The organism is Endozoicomonas sp. ALC020 (genome assembly GCF_049275935.1).
Classification (GTDB): Bacteria; Pseudomonadota; Gammaproteobacteria; order Pseudomonadales; family Endozoicomonadaceae; genus Endozoicomonas_A.
The window spans coordinates 3,544,940-3,561,898 of the sequence record NZ_CP184830.1 but is presented as its reverse complement, the minus strand read 5'-3'; the positions used below and the strand labels follow the sequence as shown (position 1 = coordinate 3,561,898).

The following is a 16,959-nucleotide window of genomic DNA, read 5'->3' as shown; positions in this document are numbered from 1 at the left end:
GACAAAAAATAGCGCATCCAGGCGACCCCGTCTAGGCGACCCCGTCTAGGCGACCCCGTCTAGGCGACCCCGTCTAGGCGACCCCGTCTAGGCGACCCCGTCCAGGCGACCCCGTCCAGGCGACCCCGTCTAGGCGACCCCGTGCAGAGGACACTTAAGTCCGATAAGCTCCCGGAGCGTTGATAGATATCAGTCCGTCAGCTTCCCCTGGTAACCACAATTATTCACTTTATCTGCAGGAGGACTGAGTTCATCGTCCTCGCCCACAGCATGCTTGCGTTTTCGATCTCTTCTTTTGCGATTTGATAGAACTTGAGGTTTTTTGCAGACCGTCTGTCGACCATCCTCGATTACGGTTAGCTGGCAGTGTTGTTGCTTGCTGTGGACTTTTGTTTTGTGATTCGACAGGGCTTTAGCATTCTTGCAGACTTTCCTGCATGGTCGCTGCTGGCCATCCTTCCCTATCACGGTTGAGTCACAGGTTTGTTCCCCGGTGTGGCATATGCTTTTGTGTATCGACAGGGCATGAGCATTGATGCAGAGCTGCCCGCATGGTCGCTGCTGACCATCCTCCCTGAACACGTTCACCGTACAGGATTCTTGCCTGCTGTGGTGTTTAATTTTGTGATATCTCAGTGCTCTGGCATTCTTGCAGAGCCGCCCGCATGGCCGCTGCTGACCATCATCCCCGAGCAGGTTCACTTTACAGGCTTCTTGCCCGCTGTGGTAATTACTTTTGTGGTCTAACAGGGCTACGGTATTCTTACAGACCTTCCCGCATGGTCGCTGCTGACCATCCTCCCCGACCATAATCAAGACACAGGTTTTTTGCCCGGTGTGCCATGTGTTTTTGTGATTCGACAGGGTCTTAACATTCTTGCAGAGCTTCCCGCATGGCCGCTGTTGACCATCCTCCCCGACCACGGTCACTTTACAGATTTGTTGCCCTCTGTGGTATTCACTTTTATGGCTCGACAGGACTCCAGCATTCTTACAGACCTTCCCGCATGGTCGCTGCTGACCATCCTCCCCGACTACAGTCACTTCACAGGTTTGTTGCACGCTGTGGTATTTAGTTTTGTGATAAGTCAGTGCACTGGCATTCTTGCAGAGCCACCCGCATGGCCGCTGCTGACCACCCTCCACGAACACGATCACTTTACAGGTTTGTTGCCCGCTGTGGCATTTACTTTTGTGGCCCCAGAGGGCTTTAATGTTCTTAAGGACCTTACCGCATGGTCGCTGCTGGCCATCCTCCCCGACCACGCTCTGACCACAGACTTTTTGCCCGGTATGGTATTTGCTCTTGTGATTCGCCAGGGCTCCATCACTCTTAAAGAACTTCCCGCATGGCCGCTGCTGGCCGTCCTCCCCGACCACGGTCAACTCACAGGCTTTTTGAGCTCTTTCGGCTTTAGCCTTTACTGCGCCTGTCCGGGAAAGATGAGGTTGGCTTTGCGCCAATTGGGATGACTCAGCGGTGGTTTGTTGTATTTCTGAAGGGCTAAGCGTAAAGGCCTGCTCATCTTCTTTGAAAAGATGCTCTAGATCGAGTGACCCATTAATGACCGCAATATCATCGGCAATGGAAGACAGATGCCCGAGCATTGGCACATCATCATTGAGTGACCCGGGAGCGTCAATGGCATCATGGATTAAGTCTGTGAGGTTACCATCACTGCCACCAAATAGTGGATCAGAATCCAATAGGAGCTGAATGTCAGAAAGTTCATGCAATGTATTGATAAGAGGGTTTTGACGGAACTCCGCAGCATATTCAGGATCAAAATGCCTCATACAACTTGAGCAGTGTCCAGTAGTCTGGTGAACGCATGAGCTTTCCATGGTATTCAGGGGCCATTCAGCGGGCCTGCTGCTACCGGACAAGGGCTGCAATTGACAAAAGCCATGACAGGGATGAATAAAACAATTTAAACCCAGGGTGTGCTGGTGTTGCTGATTGCCTCCGTTTCCGCCGCTATAGTCATTATTCAGGGGTCCATTAAAAGAGCTTATAGGCGACAGGGTGGCTTTTGGGGCTGGCTGGCTGGATGATTCTGACGACTGGTATTGAGGTGAGTTCCCTGTAGAGCCAAACACTGCGGTGATGGTTGCAAACAGGTGATCCTCTCGTATCAACATAGATGTCGCCTGTTGCTCAATTTGGCTAAACAGCTGTGTATTGGGCTTCCAATAGATTTTTAAAAGCCAGGCAACAGCGAAAGGCACTTCCAAAGGCAGCCATAAATAAGGCTCGTCACTCATGAGGGTCACTTTTGTGATAACAAACAGTTCATAAGCAATCAGCAGATTCGAAGCGTAAAGCCATTGCCACGAAATCGACTCAATGATGGTCTTTTCTATTCCATAACCAGATGAACTATGTCGTTTTTTATCAGGTGACAAATCGGGTTCTGCATAGTCGTTTATGTGGACAATATCTGATGGGTTACCTGGCAACGTATGCCAGTCACGTTTTATAGAAAAGTTTTGTTCTGGGGAGCCTGCATCCCGTTCAAGCTCAACAACAAAACGTCTTGTCAACGATCCGGCCTGACAGATAACAGACAACGACAGTAGCAGTGACAGCAGTGTCGCAAAGGGTGAGTGTTTAATAATTCTATCCCTGCATTCCGGTTTACAGAGAGGAAGGATAGATCAGGAAAACAAACATGTTTTCTGACAAAACACTCAAACGCCTGTGCCCCTGGACAGCTATTCGTGCTTCAATAGCCTTTTAATCATTAAGCCTGTGATATTGGAATCCAAGTATGAAAGTACTGGTCATCGGTCAAACCGGTCAGGTCGGCCATGAAGTCTGCAAAAGACTGACAGAGAAAGGTATTCCCTGGCACGCGCCGGACAGAACGGAACTGGACTTATCCAGGCCCGATCAGATTCAGAGCTGTCTCAACCACCACCAGCCAGATCTGGTCATCAATGCTGCGGCCTATAACAATCCGGTCAAGGCCGAGAATGAGCCTTCCCGCTGTTTCAGTATCAACAGAGACGCCGTTGCAGAATTGGCAGACTGCTGCCAGCGTCAAGGCATTATTCTGTTTCAGCTGTCAAGTTACAGGGTATTTGACGGTACCAAGCAGGAACCTTATAACGAAAAAGATCCTACCAACCCCATCGGTGTTCTCGGTAACAGCAGGCTTCAGGCGGAGCAACAAATCCGTGAACGCTGTGAGCGGCATATCATTCTGCGTCTGTCGTGGATCATCAGTGCGCGTCGTCCCAACATGCTTAGAAGACTGGCGGAACAGATGCTGGTTAACAAGGAAGTCTATGTAACTCCGGACCAGCTGGGTTGCCCGACACCGGCTGACGATGCTGCCCGGATTATTATCGCCATGGTTCAACAACTCGATTGTGGCGCCCAGACCTGGGGCACTTACCACTACTCCACCACAGAGTCGGTTTCTGAAAGCAACTTCGCCGAAATTCTTATTGCTGAGGCTTCCCAGCATCGCGACCTGAGCGTCCGAAAGCTGATCATGGCCAACATCGAATCCAGGGAAGGCATCAAACCTCCCGCCAATGGCACCCTATCTTCCAATAAGGTGCTGAACACTTTTGGCGTACATGCCCGCCCATGGAGAAGTGCTGTGGCCCGTATTGTCCGTGAAGTATGTGAGCTGACATCTTATCCACCGTAAACGACGGGGGATTGAAAAATAGCACAAGAGGCTTGCCCTGCAAGCCGGGCTTGCTGGTTTCAAAGTTGTTAGGTCGTTAAAGGTAATCGGGCCTTTCATTCTTTTCCATTTTTTCATCATCGCCTTTACCTTATCATCAAACCCGACGTTTTCAGCATCAATATCTCTTAGCTGTTTTTCACTAAGAACACCGGTATTTTTGGCAAATTTTTGTCAATCAATGCCTGGCTTAGAACCAATACTCAGGAGTTCATCCTCTGCAACGGTAGAATCCAAAGTTAGATGTGCGGTGGCGTATGCAACGGCTTGGGTTGACGGAACAGTTTCGGGATCTGATAGCTCATTAGATAGTTCTCTGGGAACCATACCAAAGATCAAAAACATACTATGTATAAATTTGTCTTTTTTTTCTGGCTCAGCAGCTTCCAGAAGCTTAACAAGCTGTTCGTTGGCTTTAATGCTAAAGTTTTCTAAAAGCTCAAGTTGCTCACTGGGTACACCTTCAGCAAAACTGACATGCTCAGGAAACATATCTCTTAAACGCTGTCCGTGCATTGATCTTATAAGAACCATTGCAGTATACATAGCTTCAACATCTATAAAATCATCATTTTCATCGCTAGTAACTCTTAACCCCGTAAAATGAAGTGTTTCACTGGCATGTCTACCTAAATATTTCCTGTTATATCGAGTAATAAAAGAATATCGTCCAAAACTCGCACAGCCCCACATAATAATTCCTGATAAGTTCTCATAATCCATATCCGTATCCGGAAGACCAAAACCATACTTGGCATAAACATCTCTAGCTAATTTATTTAGCATTGCTATTGTTACAAACCTTGATGGGACTTTTTCATCGTTTAGCCACAAACTCGCTTCAGAAAATATTTCAAAGATAAAATTAATTAATTCTGATTTCTCTCTCTGATCTAATCCGGAATAAAAAACTTTGCCCGGGTCATCAGAAGCCAAAAGATTATTAGTCGTCAAGTAGTCCAGCAATTCGTTTCTGAATTGTTTCCAACTGGTTTCGTTCTCAAACACATCCCTGTGAATAGCAAGTGCTTTGACAATTCTTGTCACCTCTACATAATCTTCAATTCCCTGGGATTTTGCCAATTCACCGACTTCTGAAACAAGGTGGTAAAGACACATACTGCCATTTAAAAATTTAACCCATTTCGAATGAAATTTACTTAGCGCATTTTTATCTGATACAAAACTTTGCGTTAAAAGTCTATAAAGTTCCGGGAGCTTATAGTTATCATTAATGCGAAAACAATCATCTCTCTGCCTTCCATCTGAATCCAACGTTTTGAACCATTCAAATACGTGGATTGCTGAAGGATCAGCCTCTTCTGTGCCTGACACAGGTTCTTCACTGTCTTGTCCTGTTGCAGCAGACAGCTCTTCCGTCGATTCCTGCTCAGCGAAAATGTTTCCTGACCCAGGTACTTCCTTATCCTGCCCTGTTGCAGGGAGCTGTTCTTTAGTCGGTTCCTGCTCAAGTTCACTGGATTCACGATCCAGACATTCTTTGCATTTATCGAAGGCAAGTACAGGTTTATTACAAATCAGGCATAAACCATTGTCTGATGACCCACCTGACCCATCATCTCCATCACTCTCACTGCCACTGCGGCTGCCTCGATTTTGACGACCATACTCTCGTTGATACTGGGCGTAAGAGGGTGGTCCAACGTTGGCCGTTTGCTTTCCAGCCTGAGTGGTTCCTCCAGAATGGCCGATCCCTGTAGGGACGTAGCCCGGAAAAACGGACACGCTGAGTAATTGTTTGGGACTGAAAATGAACTCTTGCTGCGCATAACGACGGTAGTCTGCTGTTTGTAACGGTTGTGACAGGTTACTGTTCTGGTAATGATCAAATACGGCCTCCGGATTATCGGGATTTCTGGACAATGCCAGAAAAAGCCCTGAACTCCTTTCAAGATTTGCACCTCTTATTTTATCCCAAAGTTCCTGCGAAATAATGATTGCCTGCTCATTCCAACCCTGCTTTATTTTGAGCACAATCCGGGTATCCCAAATCTGTTTTTTTACGGTCTGGCCGTCAGTGCCCGGTATCAGGGTCATTCTGCTGACATGCTCACTGGTCCATTCAAAGGAGTAAAGAGGGCCCATCCCACTGCCCGGCCTTTTTTTGAATAAATCGTCTAAATCATCGTTGCCGCCAACACCGCCACCACCAGAGCTTGTATAGGGTTTGCTGTTATCGGCAGTATCAGCGGCTCCGGGTATACCACTGAAACGGCTGCTGACGTCAGAATGACCAGGCCCATTTTTTACAGCTTGTTTATTGCGGTAAAAAATATCGACAAATGATGTTTTTTTGTTAGCTGACGTATTAATGCCTGATGACGAAGGTAAAGCAGCGCTTTCTGAAAAAAGACCGCTGCATTGCGGTTCTATAACCCATCCATTCTCGTTATCTTCAATGGTCAAAACCAACGATTGATGACCAGCCGGTAAACGCCATCTGACCGAGTACTCATGCTGCCAGCGAACACTGTCAGGTGTCGATGCAACCCGTATCACGCTCCCATTTTGTATATCTGGCATACCCTGACCCGTTACAGGCTTTTTAATGACCGGCGGGGTGGGATAATTTCCTGTCGACAATACGGGGGGCGTCCTGAAACAAAAATTAAATTGATCGCCCGGTTGACTATCAAGGATGACATAAAGCTGATTGTTCGCCAATTCAGAAACTGTTTTAGCGTTCTCGTCAACCGCCTTGCGATCATAAGTAAGAAGGAGGGGCGGTTTGTTATCTCTAAACGATAGTTTATTAATCTCCCCCGATGTGTCAGTGACTTTGGAGAAGCTTCCCCAATCCGACCAGCTCAACAGGCTGGTATAAAAAGCACAGTGACCAGAAAGCGGCAAAATGACAGACAAGATGAACAAAAAAAACAGGCGAACCATAGTCAGAGGCCCTGCATTTTTCATGATCGGATTTTCCTGAAGATTTGTGATTGATAAGGCATAAAAGTAGACCTTAAATTTGAAAATTTTTTATTTATTTCTGAAGCTCTGATGTGTGATGAGGCTAATCTGTATTTGCCTCGTGGAGAGGTGAATCCTGTTGAAAAGTCACTCTCAGGGCATTAACCTTGACGAGGGTACTCCCTTTTGCGCCGGGAAAGAGTTTGAACCTTATGAAGCTGTTTCTTCAAGAAACAAAAACTTTCATTTGATATTAAAACATTAATGGAAATCCCCGAGACAGATTAATGAGTTCCTATTTAATACGCTCAAGGAGTTCGAAATGCCACGCCCACTCTATCCAGCAACCCTGACAGCCAAACACCAGCTCAGTCAGAACTCCGTACAACTGGACTTCAGGTTAGAGGCCGGTTTTGACTATCAGCCCGGACAATTTGTGCAGTTGCACTTCTCCTTCCAGGGACAGGACTACAAAAGAAGTTACAGCATTGCCAATTCACCCGAGTCTTTCCAAAACTCTCAACAGCTTGAGATAGCCATTAGCTTTGTTAAAGGGGGGGTTGCCTCTTCTCTGTTCAGTGAAGCAGAAGCGGGTCTGGAACTGTCCATCGGCGGGCCTTTCGGTGTGCTCACCGTACCGAAACAACACGACGGACGCATCATACTGGCAGGTACCGGAACAGGTCTTGCACCTTACCGGGCCATGGTACCTGAACTGAAAAAACTGGCCAGTGAAGGTACTCGGATTCTTGTTTTGATGGGTGTAAGAGACAGGGCCGATATGATTTACGAGCAGGATTTTCGAGACCTTGCAGCTTTATCCGAATCCATAGAATACAGGGCCTGTTATAGCAGGGAAAAGTCACTGAACTCCTCCGCCAACGAATACCCTGGTTACCTTCAGAATCAGTTTCCACAACTGAATCTTTCACCCGAAAAAGACCTGGTTTACCTGTGTGGCAACCCTGCCATGATTGACGATGCTTCCGCAGAACTGAAAGAGCTGGGCTTTGGACCAAGGCAGGTCAAGCGGGAAAAGTATGTCTTTTCCAGTTAATCCTTCTTGCGACTGAAACCATAGGCGCCCATTGCAGTTTTTAGATAGCACCAATAAGTTAATACACACCCACTTAAAACCTGTGTATGATGAGTTACACCCCGTTGAAACGAAACGGTAATCGTCGAGATTCAATTGCGGGTGAAAAAAATATAAAAACAACAAAAAACAATATAAAAATAATAAAAAAGGTAACTCCATGTCGAAACGGCTACTCAAGCTGCTGGTTCTTCACCTGGCATTGTCTCTCTTCCCTCTCCATTCCTTCGCATCCATACAGCCACTGTTTCAGTTCGCTGCCGGATTGCTGAACAATGGACAGTTTCCAGAGTCTGATCGCTATACAACCGATGATGATATTGTCATTCTGACCAATGATGGCGTAGAACTGACCGCTAATATCTTTGTACCCACCCAACTCACCGGGTCTGCACCCGCTGTCGTTTTTATTAACAGTTGGGGGATGAATGAGTACCAGTACCTGCAACAGGCTGCAGCTCTGGCTGAACGAGGATATGTTGTTCTTAGCTATTCTACCCGGGGCTTTGGCGAGTCTACCGGACAAATTGACACGGCTGGTCCTAAAGACATTGCCGACTACAGTCAGGTCATTGACTTTCTACTGAATAACTACCCTGTAAACCCCAATGCGGTTGGTACTGCGGGTATCTCTTATGGCTCAGGTATCAGCCTGATCGGAGCTGCTCAGGATGAACGGGTCAAAGCCGTTGCCGCCATGAGCAGCTGGGGAAGCTTGCTGGACGCACTCTACGGCAATCAAACCCCCAGACTGGCCTGGGGAGAATTACTGATTTTGTTATCTGACCTCCAAGGCAGTCCCGATCCGATCATTGCTGAAAACTGGAACATCATTAAAAACCAGAAGCTGGATCAGTTACCTGCCGTTATCGAGTGGGCAGATGAAAGGTCTCCGATCAGCTACGTCGAGCAACTGAATCAGAATAATACTGCCGTCTATTTTGCCAAAGCTTATGGCGATAACCTTTTCCAGGCAAACTCTCTGCTTGAGATGTACAGTCAGCTGAGTACCCCCAAATATATAGATCTGCTGACCGGAACCCATGCAACGGCAGAGCTGTTGCCTCCGCTGTTGGGCATTGGTGAAGACAGAATCTGGAACAATGTCTACCAATGGTTCGACATTCACCTGAAGGGTGAAAGTAACGAACTGAGTCAGGCCAGTCCGTTTCAGATGAAAGTAAAGTTCCAGGACCGGTATGAAGGGTTCGACGGTTTTCCAATAAAAGAAGCTGCAGAGCAGAAGTACTATCTTCATCCAAGGTCTGCATTTGATAACGGCGATTTGGAAACCTTTCCCTATGAACCACCGTTCTGGATGTCAAAAGACAACACTATCAACTCCTGGACGGGTAGTTTATTCAGTACCCAGATTCCTGTTCTTTCACAACTTCTGGAACAGCTTGAAGTCCCGGTCGTCACTAACATTTACGCCGCATCCGATTTCAGAGGCATTTATTTCAACACCGATAAGCTGCAGAACGTCATGAAAATAAGGGGTAATCCGACCGTTAACCTTGTCGTACAACCACACTATGACAAGGCACAACTGGTGGGCTATCTCTATGACATGGACAGTTTGGGTAATGCAAGATTGATCACCCACGGTGTATCAACCTTGCCTCAGGCCGAACCCGGACAAAAAATTGAAATGTCCTTCGAGCTGGTCACCACAGCTTACGATGTACCGGAAGGGCACCGGGTTGTGTTGGCTATAGATACTAAGGACCCTCAGTATAAGAGACCTACAAGCGACAATTACTTTATTGATTTCGAGTTCAGTCGCCAGAAGCAATCAACATTCACGATTCCAACCCTTCAGGCAAACTGAGCCTACACAGTTTCTTCTTCTGAACATCACCGCCCGGAACCATTCCGGGCGGTTTCTATCAGGATATTCGGGGCTTGGGGATTTTCTCGTTAAAGTAAACTCTCTCTGCAGTCACCGCCACACTGAACCAGATACTTCCTAACAGCAAACCTGCCAGAACATCTCCAAACCAGTGGGCTTCAAGCACAAGTCTCGAGAGTGCCACCATCAGGGCAATCATCATGGCACAACTGTAGGCACTGAACTTAACAACGCCTCTCTTGGCGGCCACCAGGTATAAGGTCACCAGCAGCCAGACAAAGGTAGCCTGAGTGGTATGCCCGGAAGGGAAAGAAAACTGATCCAGACCATCAAAGTCAGCTGGTCTGGGTTTATCAATCCCCCATTTCATCAACCAGAGAGTTGCCTCCATACCCGCCAGGCAAGTCGACATAATCAACAATTTTTTATAGCGCCTGCACCAGAGAAAGTAGACAGCAAACAACACCAGGGGTAACCAGAGAATAAGGGCACTTCCCAGCCAGGTCACCAGACCGGACAGGTACTCAACTATCGGTACAGAAATACTGGCAATAAACGAGTGCATTCTGGGATTGTGGTCATCAAACTGACCACTGACGTCCATCACTGTCAGAAGTAACAGGCTGATATGCGCTATCACAATGAAGCTGACCGGTAACAGCAGCATCAACTTTTTCCTGTAGAACCTGCGATCCAGAATCAGCCCCAGATAAGCAATCAACAACGAAACAACGGTCAAACCGGTTAAAAGATAGTAAAAGGATTGCGGCACATCCAGCTTCAGGGCAGCACCGGTCAGATAGCCCGGCATGGTGTAGGCTATCGCCCAGGGCGCCGTGGAGAGCAGGTTGATAATATAAAAACGCAGGGGAGGCATATCCATCATCCCGGCAACGGCTGGAATCACCGGACGGATAGGGCCTATAAAACGCCCCAGGGCAACACTGAAGCCACCGTACCGTTCAAAAAAGCGTTCGCCTTTTTCCAGCCAACCGGGATGCCTTGAAAATGGCCAGCAGTTGCGAATTCGACCATGTAAATGATAACCCACCTGAAAGCTGACACCATCTCCCAGGGCCGCGCCCACAAAAGCCCAGGCCAACATGGGTAAGGGTTCCATCAACCCACTGCCAGCCAGAGCCCCAAGAGCAAACAGCAGTGCAACACCAGGAATGAGAAAACCGATGGCCACCAGCGACTCCACAAAAGCAGCCAATGCTATAATCGGGCCCAGCCAGTACCCGTGATGTTGAAGCCATTCATGCACTGCAACAAAGCTATCCGATTCCACAAAAAGCCTCTTTCAGAGTCATCATTTTTGGCCAGAAGCCAGTGTTCTCCTGCAAAGCAAGAAGGCTTATAACCCTGGGTGAATTCATTGATGTAAAATACTCCTATCATACCTACGAGAAATGCCACGCAATACAATATTGAGAGCAGAGCCATGACACCGGAACGTTACAAGAAATTTAAACACCTTCTGGATCGACGCCAGCCCGACCTGACGGTAATCACCGATCAGGTTCATAAACCCCATAACCTTTCAGCTATTATCCGAACCTGCGATGCAGTAGGCATTCCCGATATTCATCTCAGCCAGCCAAAGATGGGCTATCGAAATTTCCGCGGCAGGACTGTTGGCAGCCACAAATATGTCAATGTTCATCATCACAGCAGTGTAGAGGAAGGTATATCACAACTGAAAGCCAGCGGCTTTAAAGTTTATGCTGCGCATTTTTCCAACACTGCAATCCCCTATTCAGAAGTTGATTACACTTCACCTGTAGCCGTAATGATGGGCGCTGAGAAAAAAGGGATCAGCACCGAGGCAGCAGAGCTTGCTGACCAGCACATTATTATTCCCATGCAAGGTATTGTGGCTTCTTTCAACGTCTCGGTAGCAGCAGCGGTCATCCTGGTTGAAGCTCAAAGACAGCGTCTGTTAAAGGGAATGTATGATAAACCAAGCCTGCCTCCCGAGATCTACCCCCCAACCCTGTTTCGCTGGGGATACCCCGAACTGGCTCGGTATTGTGACCAGCGGGGGCTGAAATACCCGCAAATGGATGACAACGGGCAGCTTATAGACCCATCTTCCTGGTATGCCCAGGTCCGGACTGATACCTGAGTCCTATGGCAGTTTCTGCTCATTGAAGCCAGTCCCTTGTCATGAGCTGACATTGCTTGCCAAACATACCGTAAATGTCTTAGTTTCAAACATTGAAACTCTTCATAAGCAGTCCTTGTACTCATTACTCACTCTTACTTTAAAAACAGAGGCTACATGATCCCCCGTATAGTATCCCGCATCAGGCAACTCAACCGCACTGCCTCTTTGCCCTTGAGAGGATTACTGGCTGCAGCTGCATTCATACCTTCACTGGCTATGGCAGCAGATAGCGCGGTTTTCCTGCAATATCATCATGTCAGTGACAAGACCCCGGCTATCACCAGTATTACGCCAGAGATGTTCAGGCAACATCTGGATTACCTGGATAAGAATGACTTTAACGTAGCGCCCATAGAGGCCATCACCAAAGCCATACAAAATGGCGACTCGGTGCCTGATAAAACGGTAGTGATCACTTTCGATGATGCTTATAAGAACATCTACGAGAATGCTTTCCCAATGCTGAAAGAAAAGGGCTGGCCCTTTACCATTTTTGTCAGCACTCAGCCAGTAGACAGTGGCTTTGGCAACTTCCTGACCTGGCAGCAGATTCAGGAGATGACCCGCTCAGGCGCGACCATCGCCAACCACACCCTCAACCACCCTCATATGCCGGAAAAGCAACCCGGAGAATCCAATCAGGCCTGGCTCGAGCGTTCCAGAAAAGAGATCACCGAAACCGAACAACGCATCAGGAAAGAAACCGGTCAGAATGTGAAAATGCTGGCCTGGCCTTTCGGTGAGACAGCCCCGGAACTGAGAAAGATGATCAAAGAGATGGGCTATATTGGATTTGGACAGCAGTCTGGTGCCGTTGGCCCATTATCAGACTTTACCCGTCTGCCCCGCTTCCCTATGTCCGGAAGTTATTCCGATATGAGTGGTTTCAGAACCAAAGTTAACAGCAGACCCCTGCCAGTGATGCAGCAGGAACCCGATACCGCCATCATCGATCCAAAAAACCTGACACCCTCTTTAACCCTTACTCTGGCCGATGGCAGCTATCAGAAACAGCAACTCAATTGTTATGTCTCCGGACAGGGCAAAGTTGAAGTGAAATGGTTCGATAAAGAGAAAACCCGATTCACAACTCAGGCAAAATCGCCACTGCCAGTTGGTCGCAGTCGCTATAACTGCACGGCCCCTTCGATGGATGGACGTCATTATTACTGGTTTTCTCACCAATGGCTTCGCCTTACGGAAGATGGAAAAGCCATTGATTAGAGTCACCTGACCAGGGCTTGCTGTCTTTTGACAGAGAGTGATACAAACGCTTAATCCGTTTCAGCCACTCTGATTTAACTGAATGGCTGAAACAGGATTAAATGAATATTAAAGTGAGTCTCTTGGCAATAGCAGTCTTTGAGGTGTTTTTTCTAAAAACTCGTAATGTACTCTATATTTCATCATTCAAAGAAATGAATGACTAGTTTATATAGGATAGTGTGAGAAACTCTGAAACAAGTGTTTTTTGAAGCTTACACTGGCGAATAATCTCTTGAATTTCTTTTTGCTTACCACTAATTATTTCACATAAGATACTCATCACAATTCTTGAAATATCAGATGTCGAGCTTATACAAGAAACAATTAAAAGTCGCATATCCTGGGAAATTTTACATCCATTGAAAAGACATATTGCATCGTAAAGATCCAAATTTTTAATAAGCTCCAGCCACGACGGAGCTAATAGAATTGTACCTTCTGTGTCGTAAGTTGTTGAGTCAACAACCCCTCCCTCAATAAAAAACACAACTCCATCTTTCCTTTGACCTGCAATAGACCACTGTTCTCCTACCCATGATTTAATTTCACAATCATAAAGTACTACAGACTGAACAAGTTTTACTTCAAATTTATCAATTGGAGAATATGAAAGCAAACCAGGCAATGGTACCCCCTTTATAGTAAAACTTTGGTCATCGAGGCGAATTATATCTTCCTGCAAACAATTTTTTAACCCATTGACCCAGATTGTTTCTGAAACAAAAGAAAAATCAATATGGCTAACTTTATCGGCCACATCATTAGTTACCAGCACTATAGCTCTTTCCATACCCTCTACATCTTGAATTGCCTCAATAAGGTTTACTTCTTCTGGACAGCTTAAATAGTTTAAAATAATTAAAAGCGGCACGTCATATTTGAAAACATCTTTTAAGTTAATTGCTACAGCACCTTGCACGTTTAAAAGAAAAGTAGCTATTACCGCAACCAATATTTTTTCAATTAAGTTCATAGCATGACACTTATACAAATATCTTAATTTTAAGACTGCCCAGACTATCACATGTCATATTCTCAATAATATCTATATGAGGCCTTACATTGATCCTCATTCCACTGGTAATGGTTCAGGTAAATAATCTGTGCATTCCCGGTAGTATCAAAGCAGCTATTTTATTCAGCACCTAACTCTTCAAAAGTTTTCAAAAATTTCCATTTTGAGGCCACAGGTATAGCAGATTAGGTATGACACATCTCCTTATTTAAAAATTATTTACATTTCATTCGTAAAAGGAGTGGCACCCATGGAGAAGTGGCGAATAAGCAAAAAAAGCTGGAACCCATGATTGCCAACCTGTTGACGATTTTTGGAGGTCGCTCAGCCTGCGGTGCAGCAACTGAAATCAGCATTATGCTTTCCCAGAAATTTCAACTATACATACTGCAGAACCACCACTCGGTTGGACGACAATGATGAAGATCATAAGGTGTTTGTTGGTTTTAATAGCTACATGTTCCGTAGAGCTTCATGCTGACCTACTATCTGAAACGAAAAAAGTATTGGATTTTTTTGATCGGGGCATGGAGAAAACTCTTCCATCAAACTCAGAGGAGTTTGGAAAACATGAAGACTTAAAAAGTTCTTCAGGGCTTAGCATTACTCTTGATGAACTCAGGGCATGTTTTTCAGTGCTTCACTCTAAACTGGAAGTTTCTGCAACATCTGCCAAAGACGTGTTTGTGCAGAATCTTCAAAAATCAATGAGCCAAGTCTTCCATAAGCATATACCTCAGGAGTTTGCTACAAAGGCGGCAGAGTTCGGTACAACCACTCTGCATGGTGTAAGCTTGAGTGATTTCCTGCGTCCGTATGAATCAATGGGGGTAGGAGATTTGAAAGCAAGAACCAAATTTTTACTGGAACAAATATTAAGTACTTTTCTCAATAACCAAGGTTTTCATGACTTTTACAAGTTTATTGGAATCGACACCAATTTCTATGAAACCATAGTCTTGTTACAGTCTATTTCATCTGAAAAGTAATTTATCCACCTTAACAACAAACATAACAATTGATCAGGTTCGTTCCGAGGCGTCGCCCTGCGATGCGCAGCTGAAGCAGGCGATAGCCGTACAAAACAAGATCAAAACCACTCAGAAATTTTGGTGTAGATTCTCATTCCTTTGTGTAATGCAAAAAATCGACATTTAATACTCCTCCTTTTTAAAGTTTTGTGAATTAGACAAAAATGTAAGTTCATTGTTTAATGTTTTGTCATACAGATTCACATTCTTGTCATTAATACTAACGTCATCGCAAGGCACGGCTAAACCGGGTAGCCGGAGGTCTCTAACCTTCAACACACACCGCCTCAGCTAGGAGCCTGACCCATTAGAGAGGTATCTTGGGGAACATTATGAACATTAAGCCCTGGCTGCCCATCAGCCTCTTCTCTGCGGTCCTGCTGGCCGGATGCGACCTGTCCGGGCACAAAAGCTCTGAATTTCGTCCGGTTGAAATGACTCCGAGACTGGAAGCTGCGAAAAATAAGGCCCTGGTTCTGTGTTCCGGATGCCATGGCCCCGACGGCATAGGCACTGCTGACATTAATCCTAATCTGGCCTGTCAGAAGAAAGTCTATATGGTGAAGCAGCTGAATGATTATCGGAATGGACTGCGAGGCAACCATATCCCCATGGTCAATATCGCCAGGATGCTGACCGGGGAAGAGATAGACGCCATCAGTGAATGGTACTCACTGCAAAGGTGTCCCATTGATACTTTTTAGGGAGCCTCTGAGAGCCTGATGTTAGCCACACTGACCGAACCGTCAGTGACCTCTCTTTTCACCCCATGTCATACTGCCTGTCGTGAAAAAACCAACCCGCTCATGGATTATCAAGGAGGTATGCCATGGCTTACGGAACAGAAGCAACGCATTCAACGCCAGTGTTTCAGGATCATAAGATCATTAATGGGACGCATGATCAGCTGGCGATAGACACTGCTAATACTCTGGTTAGAGCTGGAGGTAGAGCTCTTGAGCAATTGGGCGCCAGAGCCAAAAGAACCTTTATGGGGCTGTCTGTGGACAGTATCAAAGTACCGACCTTTATAAAGGACAAGATCAAATCCATTGGAACGTCCAGAGCCTGGAAAAGCATCAAGCAGTATTGTGTACGCATCAATGAAGCCTGGGGAACCTTCGCCCGATGGGGAATGGGTGGTGCATTGGCGGGAGGCTTCCTCTTTGGATCAACGGTAGGTGCTGCTTTCAGCATGGGCCTGGGTGGTGCGGTCGGGCTTTATTACGCCACCAGCACCTGGTCAAACGTTGCCAGACAACAGGAACAGACCAACCAGGATGCCGCCAAACTGCAAAGGTATCAAGATCTGTATGGAGATATTAAACCTGATGAGCCTTATAAGTTGACAGCAGAAAATTTTCATAATTAAGTATCAATAAACTGCTTTTGGTATAGCGTGGCATTTTGCCAATGCCACGCTTTGTGCTTCAAGAGTGAGGTCTCAAAAGGCAATCATGAGGTTTTTCCCCATTGACTTTCAAAACCATAAATTCAATTACCCGATCTATAAGAACCCGCTTTACTTTGACCGAATTCAACCGATCTACACTGAAGATAGGAAAACACACAAGCTGAGGAAGTCCCATGAATGATGATACCGTCAAAAAACTGGCCCTGATGATTGCTGCTAACTGTACCTGCAACTCTGTTCTGGAGGAGGCTGAAAAAACCAGGGCTATCTCAGAAGAACAGATGACACAGTTTAATCATCAGATGTCCAACCGCATCTATACCTTTCTGACCTACCTTCTTAATAAACCGGCAGAAGAATACTCGATCATGATTGCAGAACTCTCAAAAAACTACCCTGAAGCCTGGGCGCTCCCCGATCTGGATCAGAGCCTGATTAATGCGGTAGCGAAATCTTCTTTGCCATCTTTACCACATTGAATCA

At 46.2% G+C, this 16,959-nt stretch carries 13 protein-coding genes; 9 read left to right on the top strand and 4 right to left on the bottom strand.

Annotated features, from left to right (window positions below; genetic code table 11):
- Positions 1-189: 189 nt before the first annotated feature.
- Entirely contained in the window at positions 190-2,544 is a 2,355-nt protein-coding gene (locus tag ACOJUO_RS13160; RefSeq protein WP_422137168.1) for a hypothetical protein, read from the bottom strand.
- 227 nt (positions 2,545-2,771) lie between these two features.
- Between ACOJUO_RS13160 and ACOJUO_RS13155 the strand changes: the two genes are divergently transcribed.
- Entirely contained in the window at positions 2,772-3,662 is an 891-nt protein-coding gene (locus ACOJUO_RS13155) for an SDR family oxidoreductase (protein WP_422132471.1), read from the top strand.
- Between the two features lie 213 nt (positions 3,663-3,875).
- On the opposite strand, the gene ACOJUO_RS13150 is transcribed toward ACOJUO_RS13155, so the two are convergent.
- A complete protein-coding gene (locus tag ACOJUO_RS13150) occupies positions 3,876-6,635 on the bottom strand; it encodes a hypothetical protein (protein WP_422137167.1) in 2,760 nt (919 codons plus the stop codon).
- Positions 6,636-6,954: 319 nt separating this feature from the next.
- On the opposite strand from ACOJUO_RS13150, the gene ACOJUO_RS13145 reads away from it, so the two are divergent.
- Together ACOJUO_RS13145 and ACOJUO_RS13140 are read left to right on the top strand one after the other, a co-directional pair.
- The gene (locus ACOJUO_RS13145) at positions 6,955-7,689 is read left to right on the top strand and encodes an FAD-binding oxidoreductase (RefSeq protein ID WP_422132469.1); all 735 of its coding nucleotides are present in this window, start codon (positions 6,955-6,957) and stop codon (positions 7,687-7,689) included.
- 199 nt (positions 7,690-7,888) lie between these two features.
- On the top strand, positions 7,889-9,559 hold the full coding sequence (locus tag ACOJUO_RS13140) for an alpha/beta fold hydrolase (protein ID WP_422132468.1): 1,671 nt from the start codon (positions 7,889-7,891) through the stop codon (positions 9,557-9,559).
- Positions 9,560-9,617: 58 nt separating this feature from the next.
- On the opposite strand, the gene ACOJUO_RS13135 is transcribed toward ACOJUO_RS13140, so the two are convergent.
- Positions 9,618-10,871, bottom strand: coding sequence for a bifunctional DedA family/phosphatase PAP2 family protein (locus tag ACOJUO_RS13135; RefSeq protein WP_422137166.1), 1,254 nt, complete (start codon positions 10,869-10,871; stop codon positions 9,618-9,620).
- 153 nt (positions 10,872-11,024) lie between these two features.
- Here ACOJUO_RS13135 and trmH point away from each other — a divergent pair, with 153 nt between their 5' ends.
- Together trmH and ACOJUO_RS13125 are read left to right on the top strand one after the other, a co-directional pair.
- Positions 11,025-11,708, top strand: a complete 684-nt coding sequence (trmH, locus tag ACOJUO_RS13130) for a tRNA (guanosine(18)-2'-O)-methyltransferase TrmH (protein WP_422132466.1) — start codon at positions 11,025-11,027, stop codon at positions 11,706-11,708.
- 156 nt (positions 11,709-11,864) lie between these two features.
- The gene (locus ACOJUO_RS13125) at positions 11,865-12,974 is read left to right on the top strand and encodes a polysaccharide deacetylase family protein (protein ID WP_422132465.1); all 1,110 of its coding nucleotides are present in this window, start codon (positions 11,865-11,867) and stop codon (positions 12,972-12,974) included.
- 202 nt (positions 12,975-13,176) lie between these two features.
- Here ACOJUO_RS13125 and ACOJUO_RS13120 read toward each other — a convergent pair whose 3' ends face one another.
- Positions 13,177-13,989, bottom strand: a complete 813-nt coding sequence (locus tag ACOJUO_RS13120; RefSeq protein WP_422137165.1) for a hypothetical protein — start codon at positions 13,987-13,989, stop codon at positions 13,177-13,179.
- Positions 13,990-14,447: 458 nt separating this feature from the next.
- Between ACOJUO_RS13120 and ACOJUO_RS13115 the strand changes: the two genes are divergently transcribed.
- The 4 genes from ACOJUO_RS13115 (at position 14,448) to ACOJUO_RS13100 (ending at position 16,955) form a co-directional block, all read left to right on the top strand.
- Complete coding sequence (locus ACOJUO_RS13115) at positions 14,448-15,020, top strand: hypothetical protein (protein WP_422132463.1); 573 nt, start codon at positions 14,448-14,450, stop codon at positions 15,018-15,020.
- Positions 15,021-15,394: 374 nt separating this feature from the next.
- Complete coding sequence (locus ACOJUO_RS13110) at positions 15,395-15,766, top strand: c-type cytochrome (RefSeq protein ID WP_422132462.1); 372 nt, start codon at positions 15,395-15,397, stop codon at positions 15,764-15,766.
- A gap of 125 nt (positions 15,767-15,891) precedes the next feature.
- Complete coding sequence (locus ACOJUO_RS13105) at positions 15,892-16,434, top strand: hypothetical protein (RefSeq protein ID WP_422132461.1); 543 nt, start codon at positions 15,892-15,894, stop codon at positions 16,432-16,434.
- 215 nt (positions 16,435-16,649) lie between these two features.
- Positions 16,650-16,955: a hypothetical protein gene (locus ACOJUO_RS13100; protein ID WP_422137164.1), complete on the top strand. Its 306-nt coding sequence runs from the start codon at positions 16,650-16,652 to the stop codon at positions 16,953-16,955.
- Positions 16,956-16,959 lie beyond the last annotated feature (4 nt).

Excerpts from the sequence above, each read along its gene's own strand:
- ACOJUO_RS13155 (WP_422132471.1), top strand. The coding sequence starts at position 2,772 with ATGAAAGTACTGGTCATCGGTCAAACCGGTCAGGTCGGCCATGAAGTC.
- ACOJUO_RS13150 (WP_422137167.1), bottom strand. The coding sequence starts at position 6,635 with ATGAAAAATGCAGGGCCTCTGACTATGGTTCGCCTGTTTTTTTTGTTC.
- ACOJUO_RS13145 (WP_422132469.1), top strand. The coding sequence starts at position 6,955 with ATGCCACGCCCACTCTATCCAGCAACCCTGACAGCCAAACACCAGCTC.
- ACOJUO_RS13140 (WP_422132468.1), top strand. The coding sequence starts at position 7,889 with ATGTCGAAACGGCTACTCAAGCTGCTGGTTCTTCACCTGGCATTGTCT.
- trmH (WP_422132466.1), top strand. The coding sequence starts at position 11,025 with ATGACACCGGAACGTTACAAGAAATTTAAACACCTTCTGGATCGACGC.
- ACOJUO_RS13125 (WP_422132465.1), top strand. The coding sequence starts at position 11,865 with ATGATCCCCCGTATAGTATCCCGCATCAGGCAACTCAACCGCACTGCC.
- ACOJUO_RS13120 (WP_422137165.1), bottom strand. The coding sequence starts at position 13,989 with ATGAACTTAATTGAAAAAATATTGGTTGCGGTAATAGCTACTTTTCTT.
- ACOJUO_RS13115 (WP_422132463.1), top strand. The coding sequence starts at position 14,448 with ATGATGAAGATCATAAGGTGTTTGTTGGTTTTAATAGCTACATGTTCC.
- ACOJUO_RS13110 (WP_422132462.1), top strand. The coding sequence starts at position 15,395 with ATGAACATTAAGCCCTGGCTGCCCATCAGCCTCTTCTCTGCGGTCCTG.
- ACOJUO_RS13105 (WP_422132461.1), top strand. The coding sequence starts at position 15,892 with ATGGCTTACGGAACAGAAGCAACGCATTCAACGCCAGTGTTTCAGGAT.
- ACOJUO_RS13100 (WP_422137164.1), top strand. The coding sequence starts at position 16,650 with ATGAATGATGATACCGTCAAAAAACTGGCCCTGATGATTGCTGCTAAC.